This is a genomic window from Bacillus cereus group sp. BfR-BA-01383 (assembly GCF_022663495.1).
Lineage (GTDB): Bacteria > Bacillota > Bacilli > Bacillales > Bacillaceae_G > Bacillus_A > Bacillus_A cereus_AU.
The window spans coordinates 1-17,620 of record NZ_JAKUFP010000051.1 but is presented as its reverse complement, the minus strand read 5'-3'; the positions used below and the strand labels follow the sequence as shown (position 1 = coordinate 17,620).

The following is a 17,620-nucleotide window of genomic DNA, read 5'->3' as shown; positions in this document are numbered from 1 at the left end:
AAGAAAAATTAAACCACCTATCCCCTAAAGAATTTAGGGAACAGATGGTTTAGGTGTTTTAATAGGTGTCCCGTTTTCAGGGTTCACTTCACTGCAATTTGCTTGGTTTTTTACTTTAATTTATTATTTTCATATGTTCAAATGGATAATAGATAGCTGCTAACTTTCCTAATACATCCTCTCTATCAATAAGCCCTAAACCATTTCTACTATCTCTGCTTATTAAGCGATTATCTCCCATAACAAAAATCTTGTTTTTAGGAACCGTAATTGGTCCAAAGTCCTCTGTTAAATTCATAAGTTTTTTTTCCGCTTGTTTTTTATTACTATGCAAATACTCTTCATTTTTCACTTCATGATTCACATATAATTGATCGTTTCTCATCTCAATTATATCACCAGGTAAGCCAATCACTCTTTTCACATAAAAATTATCTGTCTTCACAACAATAATGTCTTCTCTTTCATAGCTTTCAAATTGTTTCGCTAACTTATTGACAATCACCTTATCCCCATCTTGTAACGTTGGCCTCATAGATGCTCCTTTTACAGTCGTAGGAAAAAATATGAAAATTTTCGCCAAAAACATCAATAAACATGCAATTGCAATTGTTCCAAAGAATTCACGCCAACGTTTTTTCTTTTGCATCATTCCACCATCTCATCATCTTTTTACTTTTATTATAAGTACTTCAGTTAGTCACTTTCCACAATATTCTGAATTAAATAATCTCAATATTACAAACTTCAAAATAATAATATTCAAAAATATATTATTCTGATATACTATAATTTGCATTTATTCTATTTTTATTTACTTAGGAGGACTTTTTCTATGAAGGTTATGCTTAAAAATGAAAATACAGGCCAAATTAAACAAGCAAAAATTGGTTTTAGTTGGACTGTATTTTTCTTTGGTTTTTTCCCTGCTATATTCCGTGGAGACTGGAAATGGTTTCTAATCATTTTAATCGCTGGCATGTTTACATTCGGATTCTCTAACCTAGTATTCTGCTTCATTTACAACAAACTTTACATCAATGATTTATTATCTAAAGGTTATAAAGCAGCTGATGAATATAGCCTTTCTGCTCTACAACAAAAAAATATAGTAGCATAGTAATAAAAAAGATACTCTCAAAATAGTCAATCTACTATTTTTGAGAGTATCTTTTTATAATCCTACATATACAATACACATTTGAGCCGCAACATATGTAAACCAAATCCAAAGTGGTTCATACTTCAGTTTGCGTCCACCAATATCTGTCACACCAATAATAAAATCTGAAATCACAAACAATAAACCACCAAACGCTGGTGCCCACCATATTCCTGAATTCTCGTAATATAAGGCGAATGCGAAGCAAGCCATTCCCCCAACCCACAATCCGTAAATTAGGGCTCCGATCGTAAATAACTTATCCTGTTTTTCATTTCGGATGAAAAAGAACCATCCTATAATTAGAAAAAGTCCGTATACGAGTAAACCAATCCAAAAGCCATTCCATGAAATTCCTGTTTGCAAAAATGCTTTTACATAAAAACAATGAGCAAGAGCGAAAGTAACCATCCCTCCAATTAATCGGTGACCAATTGGAATCAATCCTGCCATAAACAAATCTCCAACAGTTGATAAGGTCATACCAATTGCAACCCACGTGCTATATTCTGCCGACGGATCTTGTAACCATATCCAAATTGCACTACCTGTTAAAGAAAAACTAAGAATAAGACGAATCGCTAAAGGCAACGGCATATTGTCTCTCGTTCTTTTTGTCTGCCGTATTGCATAAATCGCTCCCATGAAAAAGAGAATGATTTGCCCGATTAACACCATGTACAGTACATTCATAACACGTTCTCCTCAATAAATGCTTTATTATATCTTTTTTCGTTATATATAGTCTGTTTTCCTTTTTCTATATAAAAAAAGAAGAACAGTACCGTTCTTCCATTGTAATCGTTTTCCTATTCTCTACGCTACTTATTTTTCTTGCTCTCTTTTCTGCTTAGCTGGAGTAAGATTTACCACAATAATTCCTGCGGCTACACATGCTAAACCGAATAATACAAACGAATGAATCGCTTCTCCTAAAATCATGCTTGATAATAACACACCAAATACAGGTATAAAGAACATATACATGGATACTTTTCCAACCTTATTGTACTTCATAATTGTATTCCAAATACAAAAACCGCCCGCTGACAAGAAAGACAAATAGATCAGCATCAGTATTGCATGTAGACTAAATGTAAATGGCATCACACCTACTTGAAATGCCCCTATACATAACAATCCTATTGATCCAAAAATCATTTGGTATGCTGTCATATATCCAACATCTAATGTTTTACTACCTTCTTTCGCCAATATATTCCCATATGAATACAGCATCGCTGCACTAAGAAGTAATAAGCTACCGATTCCAAAATGGAATGATAAACTCCCATCACTCGGTACATTTACTAAAATGACACCACAAAAACCGATCGAAACCCCAATCATTTTTCTTATATTAAGAGCATCATCTTTATATAAAAAGTGCGCGAGTAAAATTTGAAAGAATGATGATGTTCCTGAAATAATAGCTCCTTCAATTCCTGAACTATAACTCATTCCAATATAAAAACATATATATTGGAGAAACGTTTGAAATAAACCGATTTGTAGTAACTGTTTCCCCGTTCCCTTTTTGAAGTGTATATCTTTTCCTAAGGCTTTAAAAAAGAATAATAGCATTACACCCGCTAAGAAAAATCGATAGCCAGCAAATAATATTTGTTCTCCGACTTCTTGTGGCTGAATTCCCAGTTCAACATAACTTAACTTAATAAAGGGAAAGGCGCTTCCCCATAAAAATGTTGCTACTATCGCAGCAATAAACACGCCAATCGGATGGGTAAAAAACTTCTCTGTCTTCACTTGTTGTCTTCCTTCCCGATCTTTTTATGAACAATATTCATATATACCAAAGGAACTGTGAAAACACAAGTTTTCAGTTTATACTTGAAACAAAAACATATCATCTCTCAAAAACATATGCTATACTATAGAATAATTACAATATGATAACTATTAAAATCAGTTTCAACAGAAATGCTGCTATCCATTAATGGATGGCAGCTTTCGTCGTTTTATAGGGGTTTCGATTTTGATTATTTTTCTCAATAAGAATTTGAAAGGGGCGAGTAATGATGAACTCGGAAGTAAAAACATTACCATCAAAACAAAGCGTACCTACTCCATCTTGGATTCAAACACTAAAAAAGCACTATGAACTTATATTTGCAATCGTATCTGGTATTTTCATTTTAGCTGGCTGGTTACTCACAAAGAACGATGCAATACATATAGGTATTGCTTGCTATATCCTTGCTTATGTAGTCGGAGGCTTTGCAAAAGCAAAAGAAGGTATTGAAGACACAATCGAAGAGAAAGAGCTAAACGTTGAAATGCTCATGCTCTTTGCAGCTATCGGTGCTGCAGTAATTGGCTACTGGGCAGAAGGAGCTATTTTAATCTTCATCTTTGCACTAAGCGGTGCGATGGAATCTTATACGTTAAGTAAAAGTCAAAAAGAAATTTCAGCGCTTCTTGATTTACAACCTGAAGAAGCATTACGTATATCAAATGGAATTGAGAAACGCGTTCCTGTTGGACAATTACAAATTAACGATATTATTTTAATTAAGCCCGGTGAGCGTGTTCCTGCTGACGGCACAATTCATAATGGTGAAACAAATATCGATGAAGCAGCTATCACTGGGGAGCCTATTCCAAATGAAAAAAAACATGGTGATGAAGTATTTGCCGGAACTGTAAATTTACGTGGTGCTATCGAAGTTATAATTACGAAGCCGAGCGATCAAACACTATTTCAAAAGATTATTCGTCTCGTTCAAAGTGCCCAAAGCGAAAAATCACCATCACAACTATTCATCGAAAAGTTTGAAGGAACATATGTAAAAGGGGTACTAATCGTTGTTGCGCTTATGATGTTCGTTCCACATTTCTTACTGGATTGGAGTTGGAATGAAACGTTTTATCGCGCTATGATTTTACTTGTAGTCGCTTCTCCTTGTGCATTAGTTGCAGCGATTACGCCAGCAACTTTATCAGCAATTTCAAACGGAGCGAGAAACGGTATTCTCTTTAAAGGTGGTATTCATTTAGAACGACTAGCTTCAGTAAAGGCGATTGCCTTTGATAAAACAGGAACATTAACACAAGGAAAACCTACTGTAACAGATGTATATGTTCGAGAAAATATAACAGAAAAAGAAGTGCTTTCTATTACAGCATCAATTGAAAGTCACTCTACACATCCTTTAGCTACAGCCATTGTGAACTATGCACAGCATACGTATGACATTACATTAATAAAACCAGAAAATGTTGAAGATGTAACTGGTTTTGGGCTAAAAGGAATATTCGAAAACAAAGCTTATAAAATAGGGAAAGCTAATTTTATCGGTGAAGAAGCAAAGACATTTCATGACGGTATTGCTGCCTCGCTTGAAAAAGAAGGTAAAACTGTCGTTTATATTAGTGATGAAGAGGGTATTCTTGGACTTATCGCTTTAAAAGATACGCTTCGCCAAGAAACAATAGCTGCCATTCGTGATTTACAAAGTATTGGTGTTGAAGCTATTATGATTACCGGTGATAATGAGGAAACAGCAAAAGCAATTGCCTCTGAAAGTAATATAAAGGAATATTACGCATCATGCTTGCCAGAAACAAAAGTTGAAACGATTAAAAAGTTAAAAGAGAAATACGGTACAGTAGCAATGGTAGGAGACGGTATAAATGACGCCCCTGCACTCGCTACCGCTAGCATTGGTGTGGCAATGGGTGAAGGAACAGACGTAGCATTAGAGACTGCAGACGTTGTTCTTATGAAAAACGAATTATCTCGTCTCTCTCAAGCAATCCGTTTATCAAAACGAATGAATCGTATCGTGAAGCAAAATGTAATCTTTTCGCTAGCTGTAATTGCGATGCTCATTTGCTCGAATTTCTTACAATTTTTAGCTCTTCCACTCGGCGTTATTGGGCATGAAGGAAGCACGATTCTTGTCATTTTAAATGGCTTACGATTATTAAAAGGCAACAAATAAAACGGGTCCCTCATAAAGGACCCGTTTTATTTAATGGTAGCTATTATGACCGTTCGCACTGCTGCTTGTTTTATGCTTTGGATGCGAACTGCTCTTTTGTTTATTGTTACTTTTATTATTGTGGTTCTTTTTATTATTACTCATGAAATATCCCCCCTGTTCCCTTTTATTATGGAACAAGAGCTCATTTTTCATTACGGGAATTATTGTCACCCGTTCTATAATGATGGAGTAAGCCATTAATTTCACCGCCAAGTAAAATGACCCACCCAGTTAAATAAAACCATAACATTAAAACAATGATACCACCGAGACCACCATATGTATTGGCGTAATTCGCAAATTTATCTACATAAAAAGCAAATGAGTACGATACCACAATCCATCCTACAGTAGCAAATAATGCTCCTGAAATGACTTCTCTTCTTTTTAACTTTCGATCTGGTGCAAACGTATATAAAAAACTAAACAATGCAAATAGCACAAAGAAACTCGCTACTAATCGAGCGATACTCCACACGTAAGAAAAACTATCCGATAAACCGATTATTTTAAACACCGCTGCCCCAATCACTTGCCCAAATACCGGGACAATTAGTGCAAATACAATCATAAAAATAATAGCCAATGTAAACACAATTGATAAAGCTCTTGTTTTAATAAAAGAACGTGTTTCTGTTACATCATACGCACGGTTAAAAGCATTCATAACCGCATTCACCCCATTTGAAGCAAACCATAGCATCGATAGTAAACCAAATGATAACAAACCACCATTTTGCTCATTTACAACTTTATCTACGTTTACTTCAATTAAGTTCATCGCATCTTCCGGTACGTACGGTTCTAATAAATTGAGCACACTTTCTGTTTGAAGGTCAATGAATCCAAGAAGCGTAATTAAGAAAACAAGCCCAGGAAAAATCGCAAGCAAGAAGAAATAAGCGAGCTGTGCTGCCAAGCCCGCTACATCATCGCGCATCGTCCGGTCATACAAATCTTTACCAAACGAATAAGTACGATGTCTCCTCACCTTTTCGAAAATTTTTCTCATATATATTTAAACGCTTTTCTTCTCTTCTTTATCTTGCTTTAACTCAATGTACGCTTCAGTTTTTTTTTCCTCTACATTTGAGTCTTTCATAAATAATTCACGTGCTTCTTTCATACCGCCATCTTCAGCAACTACTGGCTCTTCCTCTGCTTTAAGCTCATCTACTTTTGGAGATACAGCTTGAATTTCAATCGTTTCTGGTTTTTCTTCTCGCTCAACTTTTTTCTTACTAAAAATTTCTTTCGTTTCTTTTAACGTCTCTACAACAGACGGCGTCAATTTTTTGATTTCTGCTACTTTTGCTTTTACTACATTGAAGTCAGCAAGTTCGCGTCCTTTATCTGTAACAGTTTGCACTTTTTCTTTAATTTTTGCATTTTCACCAATTTCAATCATCTTTGTTTTTGCTTTTTCCGCTGTATTTTTTACTTTTTCACGGTTTTCTTTCTTCAACATTGATACAGCTACACCTGCAGCTACACCAATCGCAATGTTTCGAGCAATATTATTTTTCTTTGCCATATTCCTTCACCCTTTCATTTCTTATGTTAGAAAGTATTTCTTTCTAAGCTTCCTCATATTCCTTGTTCATTTCGAATGAAAGCTAATAGCTTTACACACCCTTCTGTTACAAGGTCATACACCTCTTGAAAGTTCCCTGTATAGTAAGGGTCAGGAACGTCTGCCCAGCCACCGTCTGGAACAAAATCGGACAGCCTACCAATATAGCCTCCAGTTTTACCTAAACTTTGTAAATCTGCTATATTCTTGTTGTCCATGGCAATAATATAATCAAACTTTGTTAAGTCTTCTTTTTCTACTTGCCTTGCTTTAATTCCTTCAAAAGTGACTTCATTTTCTTTTAAAATTTTTTGTGTTCCTTTATGTGGTGGATGACCAATATGCCAATCTCCAGTTCCTGCAGAATCAATGACAATTTTCTCTTCTAGTCCCTCTTTTACGACAAGATTTCGAAAAATCGCTTCTGCCATCGGAGAACGGCAAATGTTCCCAAGACAAACAAACAATACTTGAACCATATTTTTGTTTCTTCCCTTCTTGGTGCATTTCTTTATATATACTTATAGTATAAACAACCAATTATTAATTATAAAGGAAATCCCTACTAATTTAATAGGATTGAAAAGTTTCATTAACGAAAATGATAAAAAAATGTTAAGATATTCTTATGTTATTTTAAAGGGGGACACTTCGGTGGATTTATCCGTAAAGTCAGAAGAAAACGTTGAATATATGGTCGAAGCTATTAAAGAAAAATTACGTATGGTTAATGCTGGAGCGATGAGAGCTGCTAGCTTTAATGAGGAAATGTACGAAGATTTACGTGACATTTATGATCATGTTATGAAACGTGAAACATTCAGCATTAGTGAAATGCAAGCTATTACAGAAGAATTAGGTACATTAATTAAAAAATAACAAAGAGCCTCGAGTTTCGAGGTTCTTTTTAATTCCAACAAATTCATGACAAATTTACTCTTTTCTTCCAGCTATTTTAAAATGCTGTACAATAGAAGTAGAACCTCATCTTAGATTTTTTCACCATACATACTACTCACAAATAATAGCAACACTACCATTGCTAACTGTTTTTACTGGAGGTGCTTACTTATGAGCAATTGGTACAGTAAGACGAAAGATCAAATAGTAACAGATTTTAAAACAAATGAGCAAAATGGCTTAACAGCCGAAAGTGTAAATGAACGTGTAAAGCAGTATGGGCCAAATGAATTGACTGCAAAACAAAAACGGACTTTATGGCAACGGATTTTTGCCCAAGTTAATGACGTTCTCGTAAATGTTCTTCTTATAGCCGCACTTATTTCTGCCTTTGTAGGTGAATGGGCGGATGCAAGTATTATCGCGCTCGTTGTCATATTAAATGCAGTTATTGGTGTAATCCAAGAGTCCAAGGCTGAGCAAGCTTTAGAAGCATTAAAGAAAATGTCAACGCCTAAAGCTATCGTAAAACGAGACGGTGAGCTAAAAGAAATTCCATCTGAACAAGTCGTTCCAGGTGATATTGTCATGCTCGATGCAGGACGTTATATCCCATGTGATTTGCGACTTATCGAAACGGCAAATTTAAAAGTTGAAGAATCTGCTCTCACTGGTGAGTCTGTCCCTGTTGATAAGGATGCACTTTACCATCCTTCTATACAAACTGATGAACAAGTACCACTGGGTGATCAAAAAAATATGGCCTTCATGTCGACGCTTGTAACATATGGACGGGGCGTTGGCGTTGCTGTTGAAACTGGAATGCACTCACAAATTGGTAAGATTGCTACCCTTTTACATGAAGCAGACGATGATATGACACCACTTCAAAAGAGCTTAGCACAAGTCGGGAAATATTTAGGTTTCGTCGCTGTTGCTATTTGTATCATTATGTTTCTCATCGGTTTTTTACAAGGGCGAGATACGTTAGAAATGTTTATGACTGCTATTAGTTTAGCTGTTGCAGCCATTCCAGAAGGCTTGCCAGCTATCGTTTCCATCGTTCTTGCAATTGGTGTGCAGCGTATGATTAAACAAAACGTTATCGTTCGGAAACTACCAGCTGTAGAAGCTCTCGGTTCTGTCACAATTATTTGTTCAGATAAAACAGGTACGTTAACGCAAAATAAAATGACCGTTACTCACTTTTATAGTGATAACACATACGACAACTTAGAAAATTTAAATGTGAATAATGATGCACAACGTCTGTTGTTAGAAAATATGGTGCTATGTAACGATGCTTCTTATAGTAGCGAATCCCAAACCGGGGACCCTACTGAAATTGCCCTTCTCGTTGCTGGAAGCACTTTTAACATGCAAAAAGAGGATTTAGAAAAGAAACACGAACGTGTTAATGAGGTACCTTTTGATTCAGATCGTAAAATGATGTCAACAGTGCATACATACGATGAAAGCTACTATAGCATGACGAAAGGCGCTATTGATAAACTCTTACCTCGGTGTACCCATATTTTAAAAAATGGAAAAATCGAGGTCTTAACAGATTCTAATAAAAATCAAATATTAGACGCTGCCGGGTCAATGTCACAAGAAGCTTTAAGAGTACTTTCATTCGCATTTAAACAATACAATTCAAACGATGTGGATATAGATCATCTCGAAGAAAACCTCATCTTTATTGGTCTTGTCGGTATGATTGATCCACCACGTACAGAAGTAAAAGATTCTATTACAGAATGTAAAAAAGCTGGCATTCGTACAGTCATGATTACTGGCGATCATAAAGACACCGCATTTGCAATCGCAAAAGAACTTGGGATTGCTGAAGAAAAATCTGAAATTATGATTGGAACTGAATTAGATACCATTTCAGATACAGAACTAGCAAGTAAAATTAATCATTTAAATGTCTTTGCAAGGGTCTCTCCCGAACATAAAGTGAAGATTGTAAAAGCATTACGCGACAAAGGTAACATTGTTTCCATGACTGGTGACGGCGTAAATGATGCTCCATCTTTAAAGCAAGCAGATGTTGGAGTAGCTATGGGCATTACAGGAACAGATGTAGCAAAAGGCGCCGCAGATGTGGTTTTAACAGATGATAACTTCTCATCTATCGTTAAAGCGGTTGAAGAGGGAAGAAACATTTATCGTAATATTAAAAAGTCGATTCTCTTCCTACTTTCTTGTAACTTCGGAGAGATTATAGCTCTCTTTTTAGCCATTTTACTCGGCTGGGCAACACCGTTACGTCCAATCCACATTTTGTGGGTCAATTTAATTACCGACACACTTCCTGCACTATCACTCGGTGTCGATCCTGAAGATTCAGATGTGATGAAAGAAAAGCCACGACGTGCGAAAGAAAGCCTATTTAGCGGTAGCGTCCCTTTTCTCATTTTCAATGGGGTTGTCATTGGACTTTTAACGCTAGCAGCCTTTATCGTCGGAGCAAAACTCTATTCTGGAGATACAAACCTATTTCCACTTTTCCCCGAGCAAATTGATGAAGATGCCCTATTACATGCTCAAACGATGGCATTTGTCGTTCTTAGTTTTTCTCAGCTCGTTCATTCATTTAACTTGCGGTCAAGAACGAAATCCATTTTTTCAATTGGGTTATTTACAAATAAATACTTAGTCTTCTCACTTCTTATCGGTGTTCTTATGCAAGTTTGTATTATCTCCATCCCTCCGCTTGCCAATATATTCGGTGTGCATGCATTAACAATGCGAGATTGGGGATTTGTTCTCTTATTAAGTATCATTCCGCTTGTTGTGAATGAAATCATTAAATTAGTTAAGAGAAACTAAAAGGCAATGAGGAATAGTCCTCATTGCCTTTTCATTTATCCTTGCAATTCTTTTTTGATGTTCTCTGTTAATGTAGCCATACGCTTGCGACTTTCTTCACGCTCACGTTTATTTTGCTCTTCAATTTGTTGTGTTTCTTGCATACCTCTTGAAATAATGTTCCAAGTTTCCTCAAGTGTTTCCATCTTAATACTAGAAGAACCTGATAATCTCGCTACTTCCACACTTTGAGTCGCGATATTTTGTGCATTTTTCTTAAGTAATTCATTTGTACGACGATCAAGTTCAGCCATAGAGTCTGCAACAAGCTTTTGACGCTTCGCATTCACCGCTTGAATGATACCATTTTTAAAGATAGGAATCGTTGTAATAAATGCTGTATTGATTTTACCAATTAATTTATTATTACCACGTTGAACCATACGAATTTGTGGTGCTGTAAGTAAAGCAACCATACGTGCTTTTTCTAAATCATCAATACGTTGTTCTAAAATTTCAACAGAGTTTTTAAGCGATTCTAATTCAATACCAGCTAATTGGTCATTATTACGTACGCGCTCTTCGTACATCGGAACTAACTCTGTATTTAAACGCTCTAATAACATTTCCCCTGCTACTACGTATTTCTCTAAATCTAAATAATACTTTAAGTTTTGTTCATACAGACCATCTAACGTACCAATTGATTTTTTCATTTCATCTTGATACTTCGTAATTTCTACGTATACTTTATCCATTTCGCGGCCCATCGTTTGATATTTACTAAAGATTTGTTCAATCATTTTATCTGCTTTTTTGAACATACGAGAGAAGAAACCACTTTTCTCTTCCGCAAAGTCTTTGCTATCAAATCTGTCCATAATTTTACCAAGCTGTTTTAATAATTCACCAGAGTCTTCTATTTTTGATAAAGACATTGTATGTAAAATTTGATCAGCGAAACGTGAAATTTCCATAGACGGTTCTTTTCCAAGTTCGATTAATTCTAATTGATCTTTAATATCTACCGCATTATAAATACGTTGTACTTCTGCATCTTGTCTAAGTTGTAAACGAACATCTTGTGCCGTTTGCTCATTTAATTCTGTTTTCGGATCTAGTACGACTGGGTTATTCATATGGTATTCTCCCTTTCCTTATAAAAATGGACGAAATAGTCCTTTTATTGTTTGTGATAAATTTTTATAGGCTGATGAACCATGAAACTCAAGGTCGAAATTAACTTCTTCAAGCCAGTGTGAATCAAATGCTCCTGCTTCAATATACGGTTCAATATCGTTTCTTCCCGTTGGATTGAAATGGAATACATCTACTCCAATTTGATTTAAAAATAGTAATAAAACAGCATCAGAACGAGTTAATTCTCCGCTCTTCTCATTATTAAATATAACAATTTTTGGTACCTCTTGTGAATAATCAAATTTCTCAAGTTGTTCTAAAATATTCGGTGGTATTTGAGAGAGCTGTGCGAAAACATATAGTGCTACCTCTTGTTTCGTCTCTTTCCCAATTGGTTTACACATTTCACTTTCACACGTATGAATGATTGCCTCTGCAATACCATGCTGCAATCCTTCAGGCAAACGCTTATGTGGCCACCAATGACTATTCATAATTAAATCAGGGTGTAATTTCCCAGCTCGATCTAACGCATCTCGATAGTGGTATTGAAAATTCGCTTTTTGTTCTTTCGTAAACGGAAATGTATTAATTAATAAACTATTATCAAATGATGTAACTGCCTTTAATCGTTGAAAATACTCTTTATCATTCTTTGACACACCTGATATTTTCGCAAATAAAGAAGGAATATAAATATGCTTATTTTCCACAAAGAATGTTGGACGTACAAATGCCTTTTCTTTCGTAATCAAAAAGAGTTCATCGTACGTTGTTTTGAGCGTACGAGCTACAGGTGTATACGAACGGAATTGCCACGGTTTGTATAATAGTGAATTATCGTGGTGAAGTACTTGCTCAAGTTCCTTTGAGGCTTGATACGCTACTGTTGCGACGCGGTCACGACGGCGATCAGGAAATGGTTCTAATGAAATACGGCTTTGGTGAGATACGACAAAAGTCCTGCCGTCCTCATCCACACTCTCAAATCCATCTTTTCCTTCTGGGTGATAATAAAGTACATCGCAGCCGAGCATAATAAGAAAGTATAAGAAATATATACGACTCTCTGTCGCATCACCGTACCACACGATACGCGGCATCTGTTTCTTATAATTAATTGTAGAGAACCACTTCGCTACGTAATTTTCACTTAATTTAATCATATCGATTAAGAAACGACGAAATCCTTCTGTTTTTAATGATTGATTATGTTGTTTCTCATACAATTTCAATACAGAAATAAACGTTGCATGTATGTAATGTTGTAAATCAGGATTGTCTACTTTCGGTAAAAGTTGTTTCCCAGATAAATGTGCTACAAGTCTATTTACCGTCAAACCATTCGGTGCTTCTTGATGTAATCCGAACACTTCTTGAATATGACGAAGCTTTTCAGAATCAATCACTTTATTTAAATTTTGTTCGTGTAAAACTTCGATTCCTTTCGCTTCACTGTAATCAAATAGGTCATTGAAATATTCATCTACATCATTAGGAACACCAAGAATACGACATGCTATATGACTAAATTTCAGCTCATTCTCTGTCAGCTCATATTGTGGGCGTTTTTCTAAAAGCGTTTCAAGTTGCTTTAAATCTGATTCATCTTTTAATGCATATGGTTGAAGTGTAAAACGTGAAAACACAACAGTTCACCTCCAAAAACATTTACGGTTTTTCTAAGACCTTCTTCTATTATAAACTATTTTTAGTTATAAAAAATGGGCGCTCGCAAAACGAGCAAACCCATTTCAATTATTTATGATTATTTTTAGTAGCTGCAACTTCTTCTTTAGCTTGTCCAGAATTCTTCATGTAGTGAAGTATAAATGTTACTCCAAATGCTACAACTAAAATAATAAAGAACACTGTATGACTTATTTCAATATGAATGACAGACAATAACATTTTTGCTGCAATAATTAAGATTAAAATATAGGCTGTCGTTTCAAGTTCTGGAATACGCTCTAACAATTTTAAGAATACGCCAGCGATACCACGCATCATTAAAATACCGAGCATTCCGCCTAATAGTAAAATCCAAACTTCATTCGATACACCAAACGCAGCAAGTACGCTATCTACAGAGAACGCGATATCCATTAATTCAACCATCGCAACCGTTCCCCAGAAAACACCGAACATTCTGAAGAGAATACTATTTTGGTTCATACCATGAGCTTCCTCTTCTTCTGCATTACCTTTTCTTTTATCAATGAAATATTTAATTGAAAGCCAAGCTAAGTAAAGTGCACCTAACACTTTTACCCATGCTAATTTAATTAAGTACATTCCAATTCCAATCGCGATAAATCGGAATACATACGCTCCAATAAGTCCATAGAATAATGCTTTTTTACGTTTCTCTTCCGGAAGGTGTTTTACCATTACCGCTAATACAAGTGCGTTATCAGCAGATAATAACCCTTCAAGTACAACAAGTGTACCGATTAATCCCCAAGATACTGGATCTTGCAACACTTTAATCCACATGTCCAAGTCGAAAAACTGAGCATACGTATCAAGGATTCCTTGCAAAATACTCATCTTACCTTTATCCCCTATTCTTTGCTAGATTTATAGAAAGGTCAAAAAAAGGAAACGAATATCGTTTCCTTTCTATGCATCCAAGCCATACGCTCTTACAAGCGCACCTAATCCACCTTGGAATCCACTTCCTACTGCATTAAACTTCCACTGTCCATTATGACGGTATAATTCACAAAATACAACTGCTGTTTCAATGGAGAAATCTTCCCCTAAATCAAAACGAAGCACTTCTTCGTTTGTTTCTTCATTTGCTAAACGGACGAATGCATTTGCAACCTGTCCAAAGTTTTGATTACGGCCTTCTCCATCATAAATTGTAACTGTAATAGCAATTTTATGAACATCTGCTGGAACCTTTTTCAAATCTACAACAAGTTGCTCATCATCCCCGTCACCTTCACCTGTACGGTTATCCCCTGTATGTAAAACTGATTCGCAAGGAGACTGTAAATTATTATAGAAAATAAAATCAGTTTCCTTCGTACATTTGCCGTTCGCATCTAATAAAAAGGCAGATGCATCTAAATCAAAATCAGATCCACCATCATAAGATTTAATATCCCAGCCAAGACCAATTACCGCTTTGGATAAACCAGGGCTTGTTTTACCTAAATCAATCTTCTGACCTTTTTGTAATTGAATAACCATGTATATTCACCTCTATAATTTAATTTTAAAAAATATATCCATCAGTAAACATATGTTTACTGATGGATATATTAATTTATTACTCTACATCTAATCCAAAGTTATTACATAGAGAACCTAATCCACCTTGGAATCCACTTCCAATTGCATTGAATTTCCATTCACCTGCATGACGGTATAATTCACCTACTACTACCGCTGTTTCAATAGAGAAATCTTCTCCTAAATCATAACGAATTAATTCCGCATTCTTTTCTTCATCTAGAATACGTACGAACGAGTTAGAAACTTGTCCGAAGTTTTGGCTACGTCCTTCTCCATCATAAATTGTAATTGTGAAGCAGATACGTTCGATATGTGCAGGTACATTTTTCAAATCTACTTTAATCGTTTCGTCATCGCCTTCACCGTCACCAGTTCGGTTATCTCCTAAATGCTCGACAGCGCCATTCGCACCTTTTGGATTATTATAGAAGACGAAATCCTCTGCTCCTGAAACTTTACCATTCGCACCTACTAAGAAGATACTAACATCTAAATCGAAATCGTTTTGTCCGTCATAACGATTCGTATCCCAGCCAAGCCCTACAAGAGCTTTTGAAAGACCTGGATTCGTTTTTGTTAAGTCTACCTTTTGTCCCTTTTTCAATGAAATTGATGCCATATACAATTCCTCCTCAGTTTATTTTATTGATAACGTGATACAATCTCACTTAAGTTTTTATCTTGTGTGCCTTCTCCAACTGCTGAAAACTTCCATTCACTTCCGTCTCGATACATTTCCCCTGCAATTAGAGTCATTTTGCCAGCATAATTATCTGACAAGTTATAACGTGCTAACTCTTCACCAGTTTGCGGGTTTTGAATACGAATATATGCATTACGAATCATCCCGAAATCTTGACGACGATTTACACAGTCATAAATATTTACAACAAATACTAAACGATTAATACGGCTCGGAACTTTATGTAATTCTACGAAAATTGTTTCGTCGTCACCAGCGCCTTCACCTGTTAAATTATCTCCTGAATGAATAATGCTGCCACAAGTAGAGAGTTTATTACCGAAGTAAACTAGATCATTTTTGTTTAAAAAACGATCTCCTTCTAACATAACAACAGACGCATCACAATCTACATTTGGTTTACTTCCAAATAATGAAGACAGAAACCCACCTGATTGCCCAATTGGATCCCAGCCTAAGCCAACCTGTAGTTTTGCTACTCTTGGTTGTCCTTTCGTTAAATCGATCTTTTGTCCTTTTTCTAAAATAATAGGCATGAAGTTTCTTCCTTTCTACAAAGCATTTTCCAAATCGGAAAATATTGTATTCTTCTCTTATATTGTAGCATTATTTATCTAGTGAGAAAAAGGATAAATTCTAAGTTATATGAAAACATTCATATAACTTACTTATGATGATGTAAGAAGTGGTAAATAGCACCAATCATTCCTGCACAATTGCCGCTTTGTGCAAGTTTAATCTCACAATTACTATAAATCTCTTGATCTAAGTATGTTCCGATCTCTTCCTTCACTTCATTTAAGAAATCAGCTCCTCTTTCAGTAATTCCCCCACCAATAATAATCATTTTCGGATTAAAAATATAAGCAAGGTTACTAATTCCAATCGCCAAATGTCTAAAGAAAATCTTCACAGCTTGAGCAACACTACTATCACCCTTATCATATAATTCAAAAATTGTTTTACCATCCCACTCCTCTTCACCTTTATATCTTCGTACAAGATGAATTAATCCCGAAATTGAGGCAACCTCCTCAAAAGTTTTTCCTTCTATTAACATATTCCCCCATTCCCCAGCACTAAACGAATGTCCACGGTATAACTCCCCATTTATAACAATTGCTCCACCAATGCCCGTTCCAAGCGTGAGCATAATAAAATCGCTTTCTCCCCTCCCAGCACCTTTCCATTTCTCACCAAAGGCTGCACAATTAACATCATTTTCAATAGATACAGGAACTTCTAATACTTCTTGTAATCTCTCAACAATAGGAATATTAGCATAATGCGGAATATGATCCACACCTCCCGTTATAGCTCCTTTATCAATATCAACAATTCCCGCTGTACTAATACCAATTCCTACAATAGTATGTTCAGTCATTAACTTTTTTGATAAATATATAAGCTTTTGAACAATTTGTTCCCCGCCCAAATGAATTTCTGTTGGGACCTTTTTATGCATTAGTACTACCCCTATTTCTGAAACAATTCCATATTTAATTTGCGTACCACCAATATCAAACGCAATATATTCCCTCATCCGTTACCACTTCCTCTACTGTTATGAGTGTAAATTCTCCATCACTCTACTATTTGTAGGGAATTTACATTAACTCTTTTCTCCCTTTAGAAATACACCACCTTTTTCTATATATAGTTTTTTTTGCATAAAACTCTTTTTCCTATGAAATATTACAAAGGGATGTATTTTAGATGGAACAATAATTTTTTCTTCAGGAGGAAAACAATGCCAAAAATCTTCATTTTAGCATCAACACTTTCTTTATCCTTTTTTAGTGGCTTAAATATTGGTAGTGCTGCAACGGAAAACTTCCAGCCAATAACAAACGCTATTGTACAAAACAGTGATCATTTTGCAGAAGGAAACTCAAAAGATAATAATAAACCTCCAGGAAATGGCGGTTCTCAGGACGATAGTGGTTCTGGTGGCAATGGCTCTGGCGGCAGTGGTTCTGGTGGCAATGGTTCCGGTGGCAGCAGCTCTGATGGCAGCGGTTCTGGTGGCAGCGGTTCTGGTGGCAGCGGTTCTGGCGGCAGCGGTTCTGGTG

17 protein-coding genes and 1 pseudogene are annotated in these 17,620 nt (G+C 35.8%); 5 read left to right on the top strand and 13 right to left on the bottom strand.

The window, feature by feature from the left end; genetic code table 11:
- Positions 1–115: 115 nt before the first annotated feature.
- Positions 116–652 (bottom strand): signal peptidase I, encoded by a 537-nt coding sequence (gene lepB / locus MR065_RS25330; protein ID WP_242215483.1) that lies wholly within the window; start codon positions 650–652, stop codon positions 116–118.
- A gap of 183 nt (positions 653–835) precedes the next feature.
- Between lepB and MR065_RS25325 the strand changes: the two genes are divergently transcribed.
- Positions 836–1,120 carry a hypothetical protein gene (locus MR065_RS25325; protein ID WP_242215482.1) on the top strand — a complete coding sequence of 95 codons (285 nt, stop codon included), beginning with the start codon at positions 836–838 and terminating at the stop codon, positions 1,118–1,120.
- 54 nt (positions 1,121–1,174) lie between these two features.
- On the opposite strand, the gene MR065_RS25320 is transcribed toward MR065_RS25325, so the two are convergent.
- Positions 1,175–1,855 carry a lysoplasmalogenase gene (locus MR065_RS25320; protein ID WP_098268539.1) on the bottom strand — a complete coding sequence of 227 codons (681 nt, stop codon included), beginning with the start codon at positions 1,853–1,855 and terminating at the stop codon, positions 1,175–1,177.
- A gap of 132 nt (positions 1,856–1,987) precedes the next feature.
- Positions 1,988–2,929, bottom strand: a complete 942-nt coding sequence (locus MR065_RS25315; protein ID WP_242215480.1) for a DMT family transporter — start codon at positions 2,927–2,929, stop codon at positions 1,988–1,990.
- Positions 2,930–3,201: 272 nt separating this feature from the next.
- On the opposite strand from MR065_RS25315, the gene MR065_RS25310 reads away from it, so the two are divergent.
- Positions 3,202–5,127, top strand: coding sequence for a heavy metal translocating P-type ATPase (locus MR065_RS25310; RefSeq protein WP_242215479.1), 1,926 nt, complete (start codon positions 3,202–3,204; stop codon positions 5,125–5,127).
- A 184-nt stretch (positions 5,128–5,311) separates the two neighbouring features.
- Here the strand turns inward: MR065_RS25310 and MR065_RS25305 are convergent, their stop codons facing one another.
- From MR065_RS25305 to MR065_RS25295, 3 genes are read right to left on the bottom strand one after another with little or no spacing between them, the layout of a single operon-like run.
- A complete protein-coding gene (locus MR065_RS25305; protein ID WP_097903386.1) occupies positions 5,312–6,181 on the bottom strand; it encodes a YihY/virulence factor BrkB family protein in 870 nt (289 codons plus the stop codon).
- Positions 6,182–6,187: 6 nt separating this feature from the next.
- The gene (locus tag MR065_RS25300) at positions 6,188–6,703 is read right to left on the bottom strand and encodes a DUF4075 domain-containing protein (protein WP_098268543.1); all 516 of its coding nucleotides are present in this window, start codon (positions 6,701–6,703) and stop codon (positions 6,188–6,190) included.
- 53 nt (positions 6,704–6,756) lie between these two features.
- Complete coding sequence (locus MR065_RS25295) at positions 6,757–7,221, bottom strand: low molecular weight protein-tyrosine-phosphatase (protein ID WP_242215478.1); 465 nt, start codon at positions 7,219–7,221, stop codon at positions 6,757–6,759.
- A 175-nt stretch (positions 7,222–7,396) separates the two neighbouring features.
- On the opposite strand from MR065_RS25295, the gene MR065_RS25290 reads away from it, so the two are divergent.
- Positions 7,397–7,621 (top strand): DUF1128 domain-containing protein, encoded by a 225-nt coding sequence (locus MR065_RS25290; protein WP_000366196.1) that lies wholly within the window; start codon positions 7,397–7,399, stop codon positions 7,619–7,621.
- A 192-nt stretch (positions 7,622–7,813) separates the two neighbouring features.
- A complete protein-coding gene (locus MR065_RS25285) occupies positions 7,814–10,480 on the top strand; it encodes a cation-translocating P-type ATPase (protein WP_242215477.1) in 2,667 nt (888 codons plus the stop codon).
- Between the two features lie 35 nt (positions 10,481–10,515).
- Here the strand turns inward: MR065_RS25285 and MR065_RS25280 are convergent, their stop codons facing one another.
- The 7 genes from MR065_RS25280 to MR065_RS25250 all read right to left on the bottom strand — a co-directional run bounded on the left by MR065_RS25280 (position 10,516) and on the right by MR065_RS25250 (position 17,091).
- On the bottom strand, positions 10,516–11,598 hold the full coding sequence (locus MR065_RS25280; protein ID WP_242215476.1) for a toxic anion resistance protein: 1,083 nt from the start codon (positions 11,596–11,598) through the stop codon (positions 10,516–10,518).
- 18 nt (positions 11,599–11,616) lie between these two features.
- A complete protein-coding gene (locus tag MR065_RS25275; RefSeq protein WP_242215475.1) occupies positions 11,617–13,248 on the bottom strand; it encodes a YceG family protein in 1,632 nt (543 codons plus the stop codon).
- Between the two features lie 109 nt (positions 13,249–13,357).
- The gene (locus MR065_RS25270) at positions 13,358–14,149 is read right to left on the bottom strand and encodes a TerC family protein (RefSeq protein ID WP_242215474.1); all 792 of its coding nucleotides are present in this window, start codon (positions 14,147–14,149) and stop codon (positions 13,358–13,360) included.
- Positions 14,150–14,221: 72 nt separating this feature from the next.
- The gene (locus MR065_RS25265) at positions 14,222–14,800 is read right to left on the bottom strand and encodes a TerD family protein (RefSeq protein WP_242215473.1); all 579 of its coding nucleotides are present in this window, start codon (positions 14,798–14,800) and stop codon (positions 14,222–14,224) included.
- Positions 14,801–14,879: 79 nt separating this feature from the next.
- Positions 14,880–15,464: a TerD family protein gene (locus MR065_RS25260; protein ID WP_242215472.1), complete on the bottom strand. Its 585-nt coding sequence runs from the start codon at positions 15,462–15,464 to the stop codon at positions 14,880–14,882.
- Positions 15,465–15,487: 23 nt separating this feature from the next.
- Positions 15,488–16,084: a TerD family protein gene (locus MR065_RS25255; RefSeq protein ID WP_098268548.1), complete on the bottom strand. Its 597-nt coding sequence runs from the start codon at positions 16,082–16,084 to the stop codon at positions 15,488–15,490.
- Between the two features lie 128 nt (positions 16,085–16,212).
- Positions 16,213–17,091 (bottom strand): ROK family protein, encoded by an 879-nt coding sequence (locus MR065_RS25250; RefSeq protein WP_242215470.1) that lies wholly within the window; start codon positions 17,089–17,091, stop codon positions 16,213–16,215.
- A 207-nt stretch (positions 17,092–17,298) separates the two neighbouring features.
- Here MR065_RS25250 and MR065_RS25245 point away from each other — a divergent pair.
- A pseudogene (locus MR065_RS25245) lies at positions 17,299–17,620 on the top strand (cell wall anchor protein); the annotation flags it as partial.